Genomic DNA, 19167 nt, shown 5'->3' on the forward strand with positions numbered 1-19167 from the left:
GGCGCTCTCAGTCGCCTTCAAACACTGGCCGCTCTTTCGCGACGAAGGCCTCATAGGCGCGGCGGAAATCATTGCCCTGCATGCAGATCGCCTGCGCCTGCGCCTCGGCCTCAATCGCCTGCTCAAGGCTCATGGACCATTCTTGCGCCAGCATCGTCTTGGTCATGCCATTGGCAAAGGTCGGCCCCTGAACGATGCGCTCTGCCATCTTCATGGCTTCGGCTTCCAGCGCCTCTGCAGACGCCAGCCGGTTGAAAAACCCCCAGCGTTCGCCTTCCTCAGCGCCCAACGACCGCCCCATATAAAGCAGCTCCGCCGCGCGGCCCTGACCGATGATACGCGGCAGCATGGCGCAGGCCCCCATATCGCAGCCCGCAAGCCCCACACGGTTAAAGAGAAACGCCACCTTGGCCTCAGGTGTGGCGATGCGCAGATCACTGGCCATCGCGATGATCGCCCCGGCCCCCGCACAAATGCCATCCACTGCCGAAATCACCGGCTTGCTGCAGTTGAGCATCGCCTTCACAAGATCCCCGGTCATGCGGGTGAAGGCCAGAAGCTCTTTCATGTTCATCCTGGTGAGCGGGCCGATGATGTCGTGCACATCCCCGCCAGAGGAAAAATTCCCGCCATTGGGCACGATCACAACCGCATGCACCTCGTCCGAATAGGGCAACGCCCGGAACCAGTCGCGCAGCTCTGCGTAGCTTTCAAAGGTCAGCGGATTCTTACGCTCTGGCCGATTGAGCGAGATACGCGCGATGCCGCCCTCAATCGTGCAATTGAAATGCGTTGTCTCATCGAGGCTCATGTCGGGTCATCCTTTGTCGTCTTGGGGCGCCGCAACCGGCTGGATCTGGTCCAGAAGCGCGCTCATTTCGGTGATGTCATCTGCGCCAAGCCCCGCCATCATCTCGCCGATCCAGGCTTCATGCTCGGTGGCGAGGCGGTCAAACTCGGCCTCTCCTGCAGGGGTCAGCCGCGCCACCTGGGCGCGACGGTCGCCGGGGACCGCAACCCGCAGCGCCAGACCGTCCTCGGTCAGCCGGTCCACGATGCCGGTCACATTGCCGTTGGACACGCGCAGAAAGTGCGAGAGCTGGCTCATCTTGAGCCCTTCGGGATTGCGCGAAAGCGCTGACATCACATCAAACCGCGGCAGCGTGGTATTGTGGCGATCGCGCAAGCGACGGCGCAGCTCGGACTCAATACTGCCTGACGTCTTCAAGAGCTTCAGCCACAGACGCAGCCGCGCCTTGGAGGCCGTGTCGCCGAGATCAGCTTGCGCTGCGGTGCCGCTCATATCTCGCCCCCCGTCAGGGCCAACGCGTGCCCGTTCACCGATCCCGCAGTGTCCGACGCCAGCCAGAGCGCAGCATCCGCGACCTCTTCGGGCTGCACAAAACGGCCCTGGGGATTGTCGGCCTTGAGGGCGCCTGCGGCCTCCTCGGATGTCATCCCGGTCTTGGCGCGGATATTGTCGATGCTGCGCTGGAGCATCGGCGTTTCCACAAACCCCGGACAGATCGCATTGACCGTCACGCCTGTGCGCGCCAGTTCCTTGGCGAGCGAGCGGGTGAGCCCGACCACCGCGTGTTTGGCGGCACAATAGGCGCTGACATAGGCATAGCCCTTGAGCCCCGCCGTCGAGGCCACCGCGATCATGCGCCCACGCCCGGCCTCTTTCATGCCCGGCAACACCGCCTGCCAGAGGTTCACGACGCCTCCGAGGTTCACCGCCATCATCTCCGTGAGAAGCTCCGGCTGCATCTTGGCAAAAGGCACGCTTTCGGCCGCGCCCGCATTTGCAATCGCCACAGTCACCGGCCCGCGCGCGGCGGCTGCACGCGCAACGGCGGATGTGACGCTTGGCGCATCCGTTACATCGCAGACCTCATAAGGAAGCCCCTGCTCTGCAAGCGTTTTCTCCGTTCGCCCCATCAGGGTCACTTTGGCCCCCTGGGCCGCGAAGGCCTGGGCGCAGGCGGCCCCAACACCGGTGCCGCCGCCCGTGATCAGGACATGTTCTTGGCGTGGATCTTGGCTCATGCGCGCAGGGTCTCCGCTTCTTTGTCCGCAAGACGCCAGCTCTGATCGCGCCCCGCCAGATAGGGCAGCGGCCAGTCGGGGGCTGCACGATCACCGATCTTGCTACCCTCGTGCAAGGTCCAATACGGATCCGAGAGATGCGGGCGGCCCACGGCCACCAGATCCGCGCGGCCCGCCATCAGGATCGAATTGGCATGATCTGCCTCATAGATGTTGCCCACCGCCATGGTACAGATGCCCGCCTCGTTGCGGATCTGATCCGAAAATGGCGTCTGGAACATGCGGCCGTAGACGGGTTTGGCCTCGGTGGTGGTCTGACCGGCAGACACGTCGATCAGATCTGCACCGGCCTCCCAGAAGGCACGCGCGATCTGGACGGCTTCGTCCGGGGTGACCCCATCTTCTCCGACCCAGTCATTGGCGGAGATCCGCACCGACATCGGCTTGCCTTCGGGCCAGACCGCGCGCATCGCGGCAAAGACCTCGAGCGGATAGCGCAGGCGGTTTTCAAGGCTGCCGCCATAGTCATCGCTGCGCTGGTTCGAGACCGGCGACAGGAACGACGAGATCAGATAGCCATGGGCTGCGTGCAGCTCGATCATGTCAAAGCCCGCACGATCCGCCATCTCTGCCGCGCGCACAAATTGATCGCGCACCTCGTCCATCTCGGCGCGGGTGATTTCCCGCGGGGTGGCGTTCTCGCCCGACCACGGGATCGCAGAGGCGCTGACGATATCCCAGTTGCCCTCGGGCAGCGGTGCATCCATCTCGTCCCAACCAAGCTGGGTGGAGCCTTTGCGTCCCGAGTGGCCGATCTGGCAGCAGATCTTGGCGTCGGTTTCGGCATGCACAAAATCGGTGATCCGCGACCATGCGGCCTCATGCTCCGGCGCATAGAGCCCCGGACAGCCGGGGGTAATCCGGCCCTCTGGCGATACACAGGTCATCTCGGTGTAGACCAGCCCCGCGCCGCCTTTGGCGCGTTCGCCGTAATGCACCAGATGCCAGTCGGTCGGGCTGCCATCCTTGGCCTTGTACTGCGCCATGGGCGAGACGACGATGCGGCTCTTGAGGTCCATCTCGCGCAGGCAGAAGGGGGCAAACATCGGCGCCCGCAGCGGCGCATCCTTGGGCGCCCCGGCCTGATCCATGAACCAGCGCTCCGCGCTCTCGAGCCAGTCCTTGTCCCGTTCGCGCAGGTTTTCGTGGCTGATCCGCTGACTGCGAGTCAGCATCGAGTAATTCAGCTGCACCGGATCAAGATCCAGATAGCGCTCCACCCGCTCGAACCACTCCATCGAATTGCGTGCCGCAGACTGCAGGCGCAACACCTCAAGACGGCGCTGGTCTTCGTATTCGTCAAAGGCGCTTTGCAGGTCAGGCTTTTCATGCAGCAGATCGGCCAGCGCAATCGCGGATTCCAGCGCCAACTTGGACCCCGACCCAATCGAGAAATGCGCCGTCGCGGCCGCGTCGCCCATCAGGACCACATTCTCGTGGCTCCATTTTTCGCACAGAACCCGCGGGAAACGGATCCAGGCGGAGCCGCGAATGTGGTTGGCATTGGTCATCAGCGCATGGCCGCCCAGATGATCCTTGAAGATCTCTTCGCAGGTCTTGATGCTTTCCTGCTGGCTCATGGAGCCAAAGCCAAAGGCGTCAAAGGTCTCTTGCGTGCATTCCACGATGAAGGTCGCGGTGTCGTCATCGAACTGGTAAGCATGCGCCCAGACCCAGCCGTGCTCGGTTTCCTCAAAGATAAACGTGAAGGCATCCTTGAAAGTCTGATGGGTGCCAAGCCAGACAAAATTACAAAGCCGCGTGTCCACATCCGGCTTGAAGGTGTCGGCATACAGGCTGCGTGTGCGCGAATTGAGCCCGTCGCTGGCGACCACAAGATCGTAATCCTTGCGGTAGTCCTCGGCGCTTTGCACCTCGGTTTCGAACTGCATCTTGACGCCCAGCTCGCGGGCGCGCTCCTGCAGAAGGATCAGCAGCTTCTTGCGCCCGATGCCGCAGAACCCATGACCAGAGGACACCTGCCGCGTGCCTTTGAACAAAAGCGCGACATCGTCCCAATAGGCAAAATGAGACCGGATCGACTCTGCGCTCTTGGCGTCATTGGCTGCCAGATTGTCGAGCGTCTCATCCGACAGCACCACGCCCCAGCCAAAGGTGTCATCGGCCCGATTGCGTTCGATCACCGTGACCTCATGGCTGGGATCACGCAGCTTCATCGAGATCCCGAAATACAGGCCCGCTGGCCCCCCTCCCAAGCATGCAATGCGCATCTGATCCTCATTCCCACATCGGTTATTGATGAAGTCAGGTTCTGCGCATCTCAAAACAATTTCAAGCTTGAAATTTCTATTTTTAAAGCATTAACTGCGAGGCCCTCGTGCACATCGCTCTGATGAAATCCAAATGACAACACCTAAACAATTGATTTTATTTCACAATAAAGCCACTCCGGAAGATCCCTCGCGCGCCAGGCGCTGCGTTCCGAGCGCTCAAAATCGCGTCACTGCCAATATCAAGGGCCAAGGGCAGGCCCGTCTGAGCCTGCCCTGCCGTGAGTCGCACCAGGATTTCGCCCCCCTACCAGACGCCTGTTTCCGCAAGCAGTGGCCATGTGCTGACCAGGGGCGCAGGCCCGGGCAAAGCATGCGTGCAGTACCAGATTTCCTCTGGCTGCACGTCGACGATCCGCTCCGCCCCTTTGAAGTGGGACACGCGGTCAGGGCGCCAGTCGACCGTCGCCAGACCGGTGACAAAGATCCCCGCACCGCTTTTGAAGTCGGGGATGAAAAGCCCCACGCGCCCATCGGCCTCAATGTTGCCGAGCGTGTTGAAAAACCGGTTTCCGGCAAAATCGGGAAATGAGAGCGAGCTGTCGTCGTTGATCGTCAGGAAACCGGGCCGCCCGCCACGGTGCGAAGCATCAACCCCATCGATGGGGCGCGCTGACATCTCGGCCGCGCGCGACGCGATAAAAAAGGTATCGGCCTGCGCGACCAGCGCGCGGCTTTGCGACTCCCAATCGGGCAGCGCCACGGCCTCGGGCGCTGGCGGATTGGCGGGCCATACGAGATCGCGGGTCTGGATATACTGCGGGCAATTGCCAAAGCTCAGGTCCACCGCGATCTCAAATCCTTCTCCATTGACCGCAGTGATGGTGCCGTTCATGCGGTTGCGGCGGCGACTGGCCATTTCCATGCCCACCGCGCCCACCTTGGCCCCGGCGCGAACATCCAGCCAAAGCGTTTCGCCCAACACTGGGCGCGCCCCGACCGCCAGATGACCGGGGTCGCGCGAACGCAGAAAGCCAACTTCACCCACCGCAGGTGTCGCCCAGACTCGCCCACGCGCGTCAAGCAAACCCAGAAAGAGCACCGGCAGGCTCTCAAAGAAATCGCGATGCTGTTGAGGCATCTGCGGGCGGATGGCATGGGCCACCCGCTCGCGATAGCTTGGCGCGACACCGGCGCGGTTTTGCAGGATCAATTCGCCTGCGTGGAAAACCTGCTCAGAGCGGGACATCTCAGGCGCCTCACGCAAGCTCTGGCAGCGGGGAGGCCTGCATCGGCACAAACCCCTGAAGCGCTTCGACCCGATCGATCCACGCCCGTACCTTTGGATAGGCCGCAAGGCTCACACCTCCCTCGGGCGCGTGTGCGATATAGGCGTAGGCAGACACATCCGCGATCGTAGGCGCCTCTCCTGCCAGGTAGTGCTGACCCGAGATCAGACCTTCCATCTGCTCCAGAAAGGCATGGCTGATGGCACGCGCTGTCTCCGTTTCCGGCGTGTCGCTCGCGCCGGTCAGGGTCCGCCAACGCGCCCGCGCGGGACCGGTTGCCAGATGCGATACCGTAAGCGACAGCCAGCGCTGAACTGCGGCGGCCACACCGGGCGCGCGGGGCAACCAACCCGTCTCTTTGCCGTAGGCCTCGACAAGATAGACAAGGATCGCATTGGAATCGCTGACGATGGTGCCGTTGTCGTCCAGAACTGGAACCTGCCCAAACGGGTTGAGATCCAGGAACGCGGGCGCCTTATGCGCGCCCTGCAGCAGGTCGAGGTCGACCAACTCATAGGGCAGATCGAGGATCGAGAGCATCATCTCGACCCGGTGACAATGCCCCGAGAGCGGGTGGCGATAGAGTTTGATCGGTGCGGAGGAGGAGGCAAATTCGGCGTTCATTTGGGTATCCTTGAGGTCTATCTGTGAGGTCAATCTGTCGGGAAAGTCGTGGCTCAGAGGCCAAGGTCGCTGAGGCCCGGATGGTCGTCAGGACGACGCCCAAGCGGCCAGTGGAACTTGCGATCCGCCTCAGAAATGGGGTGCTCATTGATGGAGGCGTGGCGCTCTTCCATCAGGCCGTTCTCATCAAACTGCCAGTTTTCATTGCCATAGGCGCGGAACCAGTGGCCGCTGTCGTCGCGATATTCATAGGCGTAGCGCACAGCGATGCGATTGCCGTCAAAGGCCCAGAGCTCCTTGATGAGCCGATATTCCAGCTCGCGCGCCCATTTGCGGGTCAGGAAGGCTTCGATTTCGGTGCGCCCAACGGGAAACTCTGCCCGGTTGCGCCAGCGGCTGTCAGGCGTATAGGCCAAGCTGACCTTGGCCGCGTCGCGGCTGTTCCAGCCATCTTCGGCCAGACGGACTTTTTCGATGGCGCTCTCTCGGGTGAAGGGCGGCAGCGGCGGGCGGGCTGTGGATGTCATCTCTATCTCCGATGTGGCGGCGCGGGTGTTCGCCGCTGTCGAGAGAGATAAATCACCCCGTTGCGCAAAATAATACGGCATGTCAGAAAGAGATAATTTCACGTTTTGATAGCAATCGGAGCCCATGCATGGACCGCATTCAAAGCATGCAGGTGTTTGTCGCCGTCGCCGAAGAAGAGGGCTTTGCCGCGGGCGCGCGCCGGATGGGGCTGAGCGCGCCATCGGCCACGCGGGCGATCAACGGGCTTGAGACACAGCTAGGCGCGCGGCTCTTTACACGTACCACCCGGCGGCTGCATCTGACGGACGTGGGGCAGCGCTACCTTGAGGACGTGCGCCATATCCTGACCTCATTGCAGGCGGCAGACGATACGGCGCGCGGCGCGGCCAGCGCGCCGGTGGGTCTGTTACGTCTCACCTGCCCCAATGAATTCGGTCGCATCTACATCCTGCCGATCCTGCTGGACTATCTCGATCATTATCCCGACATGCGCGCAGAATTGGTCCTGTTGGACCGGGTGGTGAACATCGTCGAAGAAGGCTTCGACGTGGCCCTGCGCATCGGCCATCTGCCCTCCTCGACGCTCTCGGCGGTAAAGGTCGGAGCGGTGCGCCGGGTGCTCTGCGCGGCCCCCGCCTATCTGGAGCGGTACGGCACACCAGAAACTCCGGCGGATCTGAGCGCGCATCGCATCGTGGCTGTCAATGTGATCTCTTCTGCGACCGAATGGCGGTTCGGCGCCCAACAAGAGATCGCCGTGCGCATCGCGCCGCAACTCTGTGTGAGCACCGTTGCAGCCGGGCGTGACGCGGCGCGCGAAGGCTGGGGGCTGTGCCGGATGCTCTCGTATCAGGCCGGACGCGATGTCGCGGAGGGGCACCTGACCTGTCTGCTCGAAGACTATGAGCCAGAAAGCATGCCGATTCATCTGGTTCACACCGAAGGACGGCGCGCCCCAGCCAAGGTGCGCAGCTTTATCGATTTCGCCCGCGACCGGCTGCGCGCGGACCCGGTGCTTCAGGCCTTGTCATCCAGCAAGGGCTGTGGGCTGAGCGCTTAGAAATCAAGCCCCAGATCGACGGTGCGCGCCGAATGCGTGAGCGCCCCCGAGGAGATGTAATCCACCCCCGTGGCTGCAATTTCCGCCACTGTGTCGCGTTTGACGTTGCCGCTGGCCTCGAGCGCCAGACGTCCGGCATTGATCTCGACCGCCTCACGCAGCTCAGCAGGCGTCATATTGTCCAAGAGCACAACGGAGGCACCGCCGACCTCCAGCACCTCACGCAACTGATCGAGCGTGTCCACTTCGATTTCCACCGCCATCATGTGGCTGGCATGCGCCTTGGTGGCGTCCAGCACCGCGCGAATACCACCCGCTGCAGCGATGTGGTTGTCCTTGATGAGGATGGCATCCGAAAGCGAGTAGCGGTGATTGAAGCCACCGCCATGCAATACCGCCAGCTTTTCGACCATCCGCAGCCCCGGCGTGGTCTTGCGGGTGCAGGTGATACGTGCCTGTGTGCCACGCGTTTCAGAGACCATGGCCGCCGTGAGCGTTGCGATCCCCGTCAAACGCCCCGCAAAGTTGAGCGCAACCCGCTCCCCCATCAGGATCGACGCCGCCTTGCCCTCGATCTCCATCAGCACATCGCCGGGCTGACACACAGCGCCATCTGCAACGCGGGTCTTCACCTCAAGAGTCGCATCCACCAGTCGAAATGCCAGCGCGGCCACCTGCATGCCAGAGACCACCGCCTCTTCGCGGGCGCGCAGGCGGGCGGAATAGGTGACATCATCGGGGATCACCGCACGGGTGGTCACATCGCCATAAGAGCCGAGGTCTTCCATCAGGGCGGATTTGACCAAGGGTTCAAGGATCAGGTCGGGCAAAGTGGCAAAGCTCATGGGGTCTCCGGGTCGGATGCACTGGCATCACACAGGCTGTCACGGAGCGCTTTGGCTGCCTCCCACGTGAGGCGGGAGCGATGCGCAAGCGCAGGCAGGGTTTCGGGAAAATCGGACCGCTCATGCGCGCCACGGCTTTCCTCGCGCAACAAGGCGGCGGCGGCGATCATGGTAGCGGCGCTACAGATGTTTTGAAAGCTTTCGCAGTCGGGCTGCGTTGCTGCGAGGGCCGCAATCTCGCTGAGGGCCGCGCGCAGCCCGGCTGCATCGCGCACCACGCCCACATTCTGTGCCATTGCGCGGCGCAGGGCCGCGACATGGGCTGGATCGGCAGTTGCCCCCCCCGGCGCAAATTCAAGGCGCACAGGCGTGGCCTCTTTGAGGGGACCCAGCGTGCGTGCGATGTCCTGGGCGGCGCGGCGTGCATAAACCAGCGCCTCCAGAAGCCCGTTGGAGGCAAGACGATTGGCGCCATGCAGCCCGGTGGAGGCACATTCACCGCAGGCCCAGAGCCCCGGAAGCGAGCTCTTTCCGTCGAGATCGGTGGCAATGCCGCCCATGTGATAATGCGCGGCAGCCGCCACCGGGATTGGCTCTTGGGTGGGGTCGATGCCATTGCGCGCGCAGGCCGCGCTGACGGCCGGAAACATGGTTGTGATGGCCTCACCCAAAGCGGCCCGCGTGTCCAGAAGCGGGCGTTTTCCTGCGGTGGACTGCGCAAAGATCGCCCGTGCCACCACATCGCGTGGCGCTAGTTCTGCGTCGGGATGTGCCTTGAGCATGAAGCGCGCACCATCGGCGTTCACCAGGATCGCGCCCTCACCGCGCAGGGCCTCTGTGGCGAGCGGTGCCGGATCTTCGCCGACATCCATCGCCGTGGGGTGGAACTGCATGAACTCCGCATCGGCGATCTCGGCTCCGGCACGAGCGGCCATGCCCAGCGCCTGCCCCCGGATGCGGGGCGGGTTGGTGGTGATCGCATAAAGCCCGGCGCTGCCGCCCCCGGCCATCAACACGGCCTCACCGCGCAGGACCAGCGGTGCCGATCCAGAGGGTGCGGAGGAGGCCAGTCGCACCCCTGTCACCGCGCCATCCGAAAGCTCCAGCCCTTCGGCCATCGCCCCTTCGATCACCTGGATCGAGGGCGTTTCCCGGACCCGTTCGATGAGGGCGCGCATGATCTCCGCGCCGGCCTGATCGCCCTTCACGCGCACCACGCGGGCATAGCTGTGCGCCGCTTCGCGCGACATCACATAGCTGCCGTCGGCAGTACGATCAAAAGGCGCGCCTAACGTGGTGAGATCAAGGATATGCTCGCGCGCCTCGCGCGTGACCAGATCCGCCACTTGCGCGTCCACTGTGCCCGCCCCAGCGCGTTCGGTGTCGCGCGCATGCGCCGCAGGGCTGTCGCTCACGTCCATTGCTGCCGCAACACCACCCTGCGCCCAGGCTGAACTGGCCCCCTGCCCCAAGGGATCCGGGGAAATCATCACCACCGGGCGCGGCGCAAGCGTCAACGCCGCATAAAGCGCCCCCAGCCCCGCACCGATGATGACGATGCGGTTGCTTTGGATGTCCTGAGAGCTTTCCATGCTGCGCTTAGATGCCCAGCTTGCGCGACAGGTCGATCATCGCCTGCACCGCGTGACGCGCTTTGGCGGCCATTTCGGGCTCGACCTCGACTTGACCCTCCATGGAGTGCAGCGACCAGAGGACTTTTTCCAGCGTGATCTTTTTCATGTAGGGGCACATGTTGCAGGGGCCGACAAATTCGACTTCGGGCAATGCGTCGGCAATGTTCGAGGCCATCGAACACTCGGTGATCAGGAGCGCCTTTTCCGGCTTCTCATCCGTCACGTATTTGAGGATGCCGCTGGTGGAACCGGAGAAATCGGCCTCTGCCACCACATCCGGCGGACATTCGGGGTGTGCGATCAGCCGGGTGCCGGGGTTCCATTCGCGGAAATCGCGCAGATCCTTGGCGGTGTATTGCTCATGCACGATGCAGGAGCCTTCCCACCAGACCACGTTCTTGTGCGGCACATCGCGGGCCACGTTCTGCGCCAGATACTGATCCGGCGTCATGATGACCGTGTCGCTTTCCATCGCGCCGACGATCTGCGCCGCGTTCGAGGATGTACAGCAAATGTCGGAGGCCGCTTTCACCTCGGCGGTGGTGTTCACATAAGACACAACCGGCGCGCCGGGATACCGGCGGCGCATCTCCTCGACCCCTTCGGCGGTGATCGACTCCGCAAGGCTGCACCCTGCATCCATGTCGGGCATCAGCACCGTTTTGGAGGGGCTCAGGATCTTGGAGGTTTCGGCCATGAAATGCACGCCGCATTGCACGATCACATCGGCCTCGACCTCGGTCGCCTTGATCGCGAGCTGCAGGCTGTCGCCCACAAAGTCGGAGATGCCGTGAAAGATCTCGGGCGTCATGTAGTTGTGGCCGAGGATCACCGCGTTGCGCTTGGCCTTGAGCTCATTGATGGCCTTGACGTAGGGCGCATAAAGCACCCAATCGACAGGCGACACCACGCGCGACATGCGCTGATAGACATCAGACATGGCTTCTGCGAGTTCGGGGTTCGGAGTGAGATCGTAGTGCTGAGACAATTCGCTGCGCAGCACGGGAATATCTAGCGACATTGCTGGGTTTTCCCCTTCATATGGTCGCGGGCCGCAGACGTATCGCAACGGCACCAAAAAATCGGACGGGTTTGCACACACGCGCTTGCGCCCGGTTACACCTCGCATCTTCCTTGCGAGCATGCGCCCGTGCATACCCGCAGGACCACATCCGTGCAAGCAGGCCACACCCTCAGATCACACCAAGCGTCACATTTTCGTCATGCCCATGGACCTTGCGCCGCGGATGGCGCAATCAGAGAGGGATTGCAGGGGCGCTCCCCGGAGGCGACGCCGACTGCAGCCGGATTTGTCCCTTGAACGAGGATCGCCATGAAACGCATCTTGTCCCTTGCCCTCGCCCTTGCGCCGCTTTCGGCCTGGGCCACACCCGATCCGGCGGATTGGCCCGCCGTGGTGGAAGATGCAAAAGGGCAGACGGTGCATTGGCATGCCTGGGGCGGCTCCACCGCGACCAATGACTTTATCGCCTGGGTGGGCGAACGTCTTGAGGACGACTACGACATCACCCTCAACCATGTGAAACTCGAAAGCACCGCCGATGCGGTCACGCGGGTGCTGACCGAGAAATCCGCGGGCCAGGATGACGATGGCGCAGTGGATCTCATCTGGATCAACGGAGCGAATTTTGCCGCGATGAAGGACGCCGATCTGCTGTTTGGCCCCTTTGCTGAGGCCCTGCCCAACTGGCAGCTGGCCGACACCGAAAACAAGACGCTGCAGCATGATTTCACCGTCCCCACCGAAGGCTACGAGTCCCCATGGGCGATGGCGCAGGTGGTCTTTATGCATGACACCGCCGACCTGCCCGAGCGGCTTGGCTCGATGGAGGCGCTATTGGACTGGGCGCGCGAACATCCCGGTCGCTTCACCTATCCGCAGCCCCCGGATTTCCTCGGCACCACCTTCCTGAAACAGGCCTTGGTTGACCTGAGCAACAATGCCGATACGCTGTCCAAGCCCGTGAATGAAGACAACTACCAAGAGGTCACTGCCCCGCTCTGGGCCTTTCTCGAAGAGCTGACGCCGCTGTTGTGGCGCGAGGGGCGCGCCTATCCCGCCACTGGCCCGCGTCAGCTGCAGTTGATGAATGACGACGAGATTGATCTCGCGATCTCTTTCAGCCCCGGCGAAGCGAGCACCGCCATCGCCAACTACCAGCTGCCCGAAAGCGTGCGCACCTTCGTGCTCGACAAGGGCACGATCGGCAATGCGTCCTTTGTGGCGATCCCCTATAATTCCGGCTCCAAGGCGGCCTCCATGGTGGTTGCGAACTTCCTGATGTCGCCCGAGGCCCAACTGCGCGCCCAGGACCCGGACGTTCTGGGCTATGGCACCGTGCTCGATCTCAATGCGCTCTCGGTGCAGGACCGCGCGGCCTTCCGCACGCTCGATCTTGGGATCGCCACACTCACCCCCGAGGAACTCGGCCCTGTGCAGCCTGAACCGCACCCCAGCTGGATGACCCGCATCTCCGAGGACTGGGTGGCGCGCTACGGCGTTGGCAACTGATCCCCAGATCACTCCCTGTGCGCCTCCCCCTTGCCCTGCCTCCGGTCTTGCCAGTCTTGACCATCCTGGTCCTGATCGGGCCGGTTCTGGCGGGGCTGTGGGGGACAATCAGCGCCGCCTTCGGCCATCTGCCGGTGGCGGGCCTCTACGGGCCGTCGCTTCAGCCGTTTGAGACACTCTTGGACTGGCCCGGCCTTGGGCCAGCGGTGCGCCTCAGCCTCGTAACGGGTGTGCTGGCCACGCTCCTGTCGCTCTTGATTACACTTCTGTTGCTGGCGGGCTGGTCCGGCACCCGGCCTTTTCAGGCGGTGCTGCGGCTGCTGTCGCCGCTCCTGTCCGTTCCACATGCGGCAGCCGCCTTTGGCCTGTTGTTCCTGATCCAACCCTCCGGCTGGATCGCCCGCGCCCTGAGCCCCTGGCTCACCGGATGGCAGCGCCCGCCTGATGTTTTGCTGGTGCAGGACCCCTGGGGCCTTGCGATGACGCTTGGGCTAGTCGTCAAGGAAGTCCCCTTCCTGCTGCTCATCAGCCTCGCCGCTCTGGGCCAGATCGACAGCCAAGGCCGTCTCCGCGTCGCCATGGCGCTTGGCTACGGGCGTGTGGCGGCGTGGATCTTCGCGGTGGGGCCAGCCCTTTATCAGCGCATCCGCCTGCCGATCTATGTGGTGCTGGCCTATTCCATGTCGGTGGTGGATGTGGCCATGATCCTCGGCCCCAATACGCCGCCGCCCCTCTCGGTGCAGATCGTGCGCTGGATGGGAGAGCCTGATCTCACGCTGCGCACGCTGGCCTCGGCGGGTGCGTTGGTGCAACTGGCACTGGTGATCGGCGCCCTTCTGCTGTGGCGCGGCGCAGAACGGGGGATCGCCGCGCTTGGCACGGGTCTGATCTATCGCGGGTGGCGGTTTTCGCGCGATGGCCTCTGGCGCGCGCTTGGGCTGGCCGCAGCCGCAACCTCTGTCGGGCTGGTGCTCGCGGGGCTTTTGGGGCTGGTGGTCTGGTCCTTTGCCGCCCGGTGGAGCTTTCCCGACCTCCTGCCCGACGGAATGAGCCTGCGCAGCTGGAGCCGCAACAGCCCCGCCGCACTTGAGACACTCGCCACCACCTTTGCCATCGCCGGTGCGGCCACGCTTGCAGCGCTCGTTCTGACGCTCGGCTGTCTTGAGACCGAGGAGCGCCGCAACCTGCGCCTCACCCGCAAGGGGCTCTGGCTCTTGTATTTGCCGCTCCTGGTGCCGCAAACCGCGTTTTTGCCGGGCATGCAGACGCTTTTGCTGGGGTTTGGCATCGACCGCACGCTTTGGGCGGTGGTGCTGGCGCATCTTGTGTTTGTGCTGCCCTACCTGCGCCTGTCGCTCGAAGGCCCCTACAAGGCGTGGGATCCGCGGCTTGGCGCCGTGGGCGCGGCCATGGGGGCCTCTCGGAACCGGATTTTTCTGCAACTCAGACTGCCGATGCTGCTGGCGCCGATCCTGACCGCGGTGGCCGTGGGCATGGCGGTCTCGGTCGGGCAATATCTGCCGACGCTTCTGGTCGGAGGCGGACGCATCCAGACCCTCACCACCGAAGCCGTCGCCCTCGCCGCCGGTGGCGACCGCCGCGCCATTGGCCTATACGGGCTGGTGCAGACGGCGGCGGCACTCCTGCCCTTTGTGCTGGCGCTGGCCCTGCCGCTGTTCGTCTGGCGCAACCGAAGAGGACTGCATCATGGCTGAGGGCCTGAGCCTGCGTGCCCTGCGTATTCTGCGGGGCGACCGCCCCCTGTTGGAACTCGACCTCACCGTGCCCCCCGCCACCATCCTGAGCGTGATGGGCCCCTCAGGCGTTGGCAAATCCACCCTGCTAGCAGCCATCACCGGACAGATGAGCGCGGATTTCAGCCTTGAGGGCGGGATCTTCCTCAATGGCCGCGACCTCTGCCCCCTGCCCCCGCAGGCGCGCCGTGTCGGCATCCTGTTCCAAGACCATTTGTTGTTTCCGCACCTGAGCGTTGGGGCCAACCTCGCCTTTGGCCTTGCACCCCATATCCGAGGCCGCGCCCGTCGCGCGCGCATCAAAGACGCGCTGGCGGAAATCGGCCTTGAGGGCTTTCACGACCGCGACCCGGGGACGCTCTCGGGCGGTCAGAAAGCCCGCGTGGCCCTGATGCGCATGCTGCTCTTCGAGCCGGATCTCTTGTTGCTGGACGAGCCGTTTTCCCGGCTGGACGCCACCCTGCGCAGCCAGATGCGCAATCTGGTGTTCACCTTCGCCCGCGACCGCGCGCTGCCGGTGCTGATGGTGACACATGATGCCGCAGACGCCGAGGCCGCAGGGGGGCCGATTGTTCAGTTGAAGCCTTGAGGTACTGAGACGAAACAGTAGATCCTATCCGTGGCCGTAAGGCAAAGCCGCACGGCCCGCGCCTGACCTTCCCCCCGGGAAGGCGCATTCGCACCTCCCCAAGGTCAGGCACGGGCCTCGGGTCCCTATCATTTTGCAACGACACCCAAATCTCTACGGATCGATATTTTGAGCTTTTCATGAGCACGTGATCGGCCTTTTCTATCCGCATTCGATGCAACAATCTCGTCTATCGCTTTCCTGACGGATTGAGGGCCAACAATCTCGCAGCGCATCTGCCAGTATGCAAAGTTTTTGGAAGCTTCGTCAGTCCCTTCCACAGCTGCACGATGATAGGCTTCTAGAAGACCAATGTAGGCTTCCTTACGCTCCTTGAAACTACGTTCTTTGACTTTGCTCCGCGCTGACAACCAACTCTGTACGAAAGCAGTCAACACGGAGCCAAGGCCAAAAGCTCCTAAAAGTGGGAACCAGTCACTTACCGCACAAACTTCTTGTGCTTAAGGCGCTTGGGCTCCAGTGCGTCCGGTCCCAAGCGGCGTTTCTTGTCTTCTTCATAGTCTTCGAAGTTGCCCTCGAACCACTCCACATGCGCGTCGCCTTCAAAGGCGAGGATGTGGGTACAGATCCGGTCGAGGAAGAAACGGTCGTGCGAGATCACCACCGCGCAGCCGGCAAAATCGACCAGCGCGTCTTCAAGTGCGCGCAGGGTTTCCACGTCGAGGTCGTTGGTCGGCTCGTCGAGCAGCAAGACGTTGCCGCCCTCTTTCAGAAGGCGCGCCATGTGGACGCGGTTGCGCTCCCCCCCGGAGAGAAGGTTCAGCTTCTTCTGCTGATCGCCGCCCTTGAAGTTGAACGAGGAACAATAGGCGCGCGAATTGACCTGCGCATCGCCCAGCTCGATGATCTCGGCGCCGCCGGAAATCGCTTCCCATACGGTGTCGTTGTCGTTGAGGTCATCGCGGGACTGGTCAACGTAAGAGAGCTTTACCGTGTCGCCATAGGTCACAGACCCCTGATCGGGCTGCTCCTGACCGGTGAGCATTTTAAACAGCGTCGATTTACCCGCGCCGTTGGGGCCGATCACACCAACAATGCCACCCGGCGGCAGCGAGAAGGACAGGTCCTCGATCAGCTGCTTGTCGCCGTAGTGTTTGCCGAGGTTTTCGACCTCGATCACCTTGCCGCCGAGACGCGGGCCGTTGGGGATGACGATCTGGGCGCGCCCGACCTTTTCCCGCTCGGAGGTGTTGGCCATCTCGTTATAAGCGGCGATACGGGCCTTGGATTTTGCTTGACGGGCTTTCTGGCCCTGACGCATCCACTCAAGTTCGCGCTCCAGCGTTTTCTGCTTTGCCTTGTCCTCGCGGGCTTCCTGCTCCAGACGTTTGGCCTTTTGCTCCAGCCAGCTCGAATAGTTGCCCTCGTAAGGAATGCCGCGCCCGCGGTCGAGTTCCAGGATCCAGCCGGTGATGTCGTCGAGGAAATAGCGGTCGTGGGTGACGCAGAGGATGGTGCCCTTGTAGTCGATGAGGTGCTGCTGCAGCCAGGCGATGGTTTCCGCGTCCAGGTGGTTGGTCGGTTCGTCCAAAAGCAGCATGTCGGGCGCTTCCAAGAGCAGCTTGCACAGCGCCACACGGCGCTTCTCACCGCCCGAAAGATCAGCGATCTTGGCATCATCCGGCGGGCAGCGCAGCGCCTCCATGGAGACGTCGACCTGGCTGTCGAGATCCCAGAGGTTCTCGGAATCGATGGCGTCCTGCAGGGCCGTCATCTCTTCCATCAGCTCGTCGGTGTAGTTTTCAGCCATCTCAACCGCGATCTGGTTGAAGCGATCGACCTTGTCTTTCTTTTCCTTGACGCCAAGCATGACGTTTTCGCGCACGCTCAGGCTCTCGTCGAGCTGCGGTTCCTGCGGCAGGTAGCCGACCTTGGCGCCCTCGGCCGCCCAGGCCTCGCCGGTGAAGTCCTTGTCGAGACCGGCCATGATCTTCATCAGGGTCGATTTACCGGCGCCGTTGACGCCGACAACACCGATCTTCACGCCGGGCAGGAAGGACAGGTGGATGTTTTCAAAACATTTCTTGCCACCCGGGTAGGTCTTGGAGACACCCTGCATGTGGTAGACGTATTGGTAGGAGGCCATGGGATTGCTCCGTCATTAGGGGAAAGAGTTTGGCCGCTGTGATAGCGCGTGCGCGACGCAGGAGCAATCGCTGCAATGCGCAGGCTTTGGGGCCGCCTCTGCCTGCAACATGACCGCAGCCCGACCAGCGCAAAAAATTGCTGCCGTGGGGTGGACCATATTCTTACCACATTTATCTTTAATCTTACGATCAAGCAGTCCAGAGCGGCGCACGTCAGGGCTGCGTCACTCAGAAAGAGACAACAGGAGACCATTATGATCGTGGCAGCACTCATACTCGGGGTCATTGGCGGCAGCGTCAGCGCCGTGAGCGCCGGAGTGTTTTTCGGGGCAAGCCTTTTGCTCTGCAGCGCGGTCTACGTTGGCTCGGGCCTTCTCGTAAGCCTCCTGACCCTCTTTGTGGGCGTGATCCTGCAGTCTCGCCGCCAGAGCGACACCCCCTCCGAAGAGCGCGCGGTCGCACACGCCTGACCCCTCTTATAACCAGACCCAAGGCGGCGATCGGGCCACTGCGAGCCTTTCTTTGCGCGCTTTCCTTCATGAAGGGACTCTCCGGCCGGTTCCGGCCTCACCCCAACGCTGTCCCAGATGTTCTGCCCCTATACGCCAGTCAGCACAGGGAGGGCGCAGGGCCCGCTTATTAACCTTTCCTAAATACTCCTCTGCTGAAATAAACCACGTTTCTTTGGCAGCGCGGACGGGAGAGAGCCGGCAAACGCACCGCCCGCTCTTTCAAATGCGACGACATGACAGACGGAGGAGAGTGCATCATGGCATTGGCTGGACTGCTGCTCGGCATGATCGCCGGACTGACGTGCGCTGCGATTGGCTTTTTTGCACTCGATCTGTCCTTCTGGATCTGCTTGCTGCTGTACTCTTTCGTGGGGGCCCTCAGCACATTGAGCATCACGGTGCTCACGCATCTCTTGCGGAGCCGGACATCCTATTGGCAATCCCCGCCATCACAAGAGACTGCGACCAGCTGATGCCCCAAGAGCAGCCAGTGTGGCGTGCAGCTTGATCGCATTGAAGGATGCGGTTTACTCGGTTTCGCGCGCATGACGCACCACACGGCATAGCCTCCCAGCGCGTATGCTAACCGTTGCCTTCCCCTGCCAAATCTGCGCATCAATCCCTGGATGAGACATGCGTACCCGTATCTTGCGCCCGGTATGACCGTGGGCCTTCTGGGAGGATCCTTCGATCCGCCACACGAAGGCCATGTGCAGATCTCGCGCGCCGCGCTCAAACGCTTCGACCTTGATCAGCTCTGGTGGCTGGTGACACCCGGCAATCCGCTAAAGGAAAACCCGCCTGCCTCCATGACCCGCCGTATCAAGGCCGCGCGCGAGATCATGGATCATCCGCGCGTGCGCATCAGTGACATCGAGGCGCGGCTCAACACCCGATACACCGCGCAAACCCTGCGCGAGCTGCGCAAACTCTATCCACAGGTCCGGTTTGTCTGGCTGATGGGGGCGGACAACCTTGCACATTTTCACCGCTGGAAGAACTGGCGCGGCATCATGGAAAGCGTTCCCGTGGGCGTCCTCGCCCGCCCCGGCGACCGGATCTCAGCCCGGCTCTCGCGCGCGGCGCGCATCTACAGCCAGCACCGCATTCCCGCCGGGCAAAGTCACCTCCTGGCGCGCGCGTCCTCCCCGGCCTGGTGCTTCTTGAACGTGCCGATGACAAAGGCCTCTTCGACCGAAATTCGCAAGCGCGGAGCGTGGACAGGCTAGAGCTGCGCCGTCGAAGCGACACGTCACATAAACTTCTTGCTGGCAAACCATCAAAGCATTTGCGCTCTGTTCGGGAATTTGCT

Annotated in this window: 18 protein-coding genes; 7 read left to right on the forward strand and 11 right to left on the reverse strand. The window is 62.6% G+C overall.

What is annotated here, in order from left to right; translation table 11 throughout:
- Nucleotides 1-7: 7 nt before the first annotated feature.
- The 7 genes from ACZ1HH_RS10430 to ACZ1HH_RS10460 form a co-directional block, all read right to left on the reverse strand.
- Entirely contained in the window at nt 8-811 is an 804-nt protein-coding gene (locus ACZ1HH_RS10430) for an enoyl-CoA hydratase family protein (RefSeq protein WP_472636597.1), read from the reverse strand.
- Nucleotides 812-817: 6 nt separating this feature from the next.
- Nucleotides 818-1303, reverse strand: coding sequence for a MarR family winged helix-turn-helix transcriptional regulator (locus ACZ1HH_RS10435; protein ID WP_472636598.1), 486 nt, complete (start codon nt 1301-1303; stop codon nt 818-820).
- Nucleotides 1300-2049, reverse strand: a complete 750-nt coding sequence (locus ACZ1HH_RS10440) for an SDR family NAD(P)-dependent oxidoreductase (protein WP_011539563.1) — start codon at nt 2047-2049, stop codon at nt 1300-1302. Before ACZ1HH_RS10440 ends, ACZ1HH_RS10435 begins: the two co-directional genes overlap by 4 nt.
- The gene (locus tag ACZ1HH_RS10445) at nt 2046-4340 is read right to left on the reverse strand and encodes a bifunctional salicylyl-CoA 5-hydroxylase/oxidoreductase (protein ID WP_487320267.1); all 2295 of its coding nucleotides are present in this window, start codon (nt 4338-4340) and stop codon (nt 2046-2048) included. Before ACZ1HH_RS10445 ends, ACZ1HH_RS10440 begins: the two co-directional genes overlap by 4 nt.
- Nucleotides 4341-4647: 307 nt before the next feature.
- Nucleotides 4648-5589, reverse strand: coding sequence for a pyridoxamine 5'-phosphate oxidase family protein (locus tag ACZ1HH_RS10450; RefSeq protein WP_011539565.1), 942 nt, complete (start codon nt 5587-5589; stop codon nt 4648-4650).
- Nucleotides 5590-5599: 10 nt separating this feature from the next.
- Nucleotides 5600-6253, reverse strand: a complete 654-nt coding sequence (locus tag ACZ1HH_RS10455) for a glutathione S-transferase family protein (RefSeq protein WP_416368934.1) — start codon at nt 6251-6253, stop codon at nt 5600-5602.
- 53 nt (nt 6254-6306) lie between these two features.
- Nucleotides 6307-6780: a nuclear transport factor 2 family protein gene (locus ACZ1HH_RS10460; RefSeq protein WP_472636602.1), complete on the reverse strand. Its 474-nt coding sequence runs from the start codon at nt 6778-6780 to the stop codon at nt 6307-6309.
- Between the two features lie 128 nt (nt 6781-6908).
- On the opposite strand from ACZ1HH_RS10460, the gene ACZ1HH_RS10465 reads away from it, so the two are divergent.
- Nucleotides 6909-7841 carry a LysR family transcriptional regulator gene (locus tag ACZ1HH_RS10465; protein WP_011539568.1) on the forward strand — a complete coding sequence of 311 codons (933 nt, stop codon included), beginning with the start codon at nt 6909-6911 and terminating at the stop codon, nt 7839-7841.
- On the opposite strand, the gene nadC is transcribed toward ACZ1HH_RS10465, so the two are convergent.
- From nadC to nadA, 3 genes are read right to left on the reverse strand one after another with little or no spacing between them, the layout of a single operon-like run.
- Entirely contained in the window at nt 7838-8686 is an 849-nt protein-coding gene (nadC, locus tag ACZ1HH_RS10470; RefSeq protein WP_168610789.1) for a carboxylating nicotinate-nucleotide diphosphorylase, read from the reverse strand. The two genes, ACZ1HH_RS10465 and nadC, sit on opposite strands and share 4 nt — an antisense overlap.
- Nucleotides 8683-10278 (reverse strand): L-aspartate oxidase, encoded by a 1596-nt coding sequence (locus ACZ1HH_RS10475; protein ID WP_487320268.1) that lies wholly within the window; start codon nt 10276-10278, stop codon nt 8683-8685. The genes nadC and ACZ1HH_RS10475 overlap by 4 nt, the downstream gene beginning before the upstream one ends.
- 7 nt (nt 10279-10285) lie before the next feature.
- On the reverse strand, nt 10286-11341 hold the full coding sequence (gene nadA / locus ACZ1HH_RS10480; protein WP_011539571.1) for a quinolinate synthase NadA: 1056 nt from the start codon (nt 11339-11341) through the stop codon (nt 10286-10288).
- Nucleotides 11342-11653: 312 nt separating this feature from the next.
- Here nadA and ACZ1HH_RS10485 point away from each other — a divergent pair, with 312 nt between their 5' ends.
- From ACZ1HH_RS10485 to ACZ1HH_RS10495, 3 genes are read left to right on the forward strand one after another with little or no spacing between them, the layout of a single operon-like run.
- Nucleotides 11654-12853 carry an ABC transporter substrate-binding protein gene (locus tag ACZ1HH_RS10485; RefSeq protein WP_472636603.1) on the forward strand — a complete coding sequence of 400 codons (1200 nt, stop codon included), beginning with the start codon at nt 11654-11656 and terminating at the stop codon, nt 12851-12853.
- Nucleotides 12854-12870: 17 nt separating this feature from the next.
- Entirely contained in the window at nt 12871-14568 is a 1698-nt protein-coding gene (locus tag ACZ1HH_RS10490; protein WP_472636604.1) for an ABC transporter permease, read from the forward strand.
- Nucleotides 14561-15196 carry an ATP-binding cassette domain-containing protein gene (locus ACZ1HH_RS10495; protein WP_472636605.1) on the forward strand — a complete coding sequence of 212 codons (636 nt, stop codon included), beginning with the start codon at nt 14561-14563 and terminating at the stop codon, nt 15194-15196. The genes ACZ1HH_RS10490 and ACZ1HH_RS10495 overlap by 8 nt, the downstream gene beginning before the upstream one ends.
- A gap of 478 nt (nt 15197-15674) precedes the next feature.
- Here ACZ1HH_RS10495 and ettA read toward each other — a convergent pair whose 3' ends face one another.
- The gene (gene ettA / locus ACZ1HH_RS10500) at nt 15675-17342 is read right to left on the reverse strand and encodes an energy-dependent translational throttle protein EttA (protein WP_011539576.1); all 1668 of its coding nucleotides are present in this window, start codon (nt 17340-17342) and stop codon (nt 15675-15677) included.
- 255 nt (nt 17343-17597) lie between these two features.
- Here ettA and ACZ1HH_RS10505 point away from each other — a divergent pair, with 255 nt between their 5' ends.
- The 3 genes from ACZ1HH_RS10505 (at nt 17598) to ACZ1HH_RS10515 (ending at nt 19084) form a co-directional block, all read left to right on the forward strand.
- A complete protein-coding gene (locus ACZ1HH_RS10505) occupies nt 17598-17813 on the forward strand; it encodes a hypothetical protein (RefSeq protein ID WP_472636607.1) in 216 nt (71 codons plus the stop codon).
- A 299-nt stretch (nt 17814-18112) separates the two neighbouring features.
- A complete protein-coding gene (locus ACZ1HH_RS10510; RefSeq protein ID WP_472636608.1) occupies nt 18113-18328 on the forward strand; it encodes a hypothetical protein in 216 nt (71 codons plus the stop codon).
- Nucleotides 18329-18481: 153 nt separating this feature from the next.
- Nucleotides 18482-19084 carry a nicotinate-nucleotide adenylyltransferase gene (locus tag ACZ1HH_RS10515; RefSeq protein ID WP_011539579.1) on the forward strand — a complete coding sequence of 201 codons (603 nt, stop codon included), beginning with the start codon at nt 18482-18484 and terminating at the stop codon, nt 19082-19084.
- The last annotated feature ends 83 nt before the right edge of the window (nt 19085-19167 follow it).

The organism is Epibacterium sp. HA2-3, assembly GCF_055693725.2.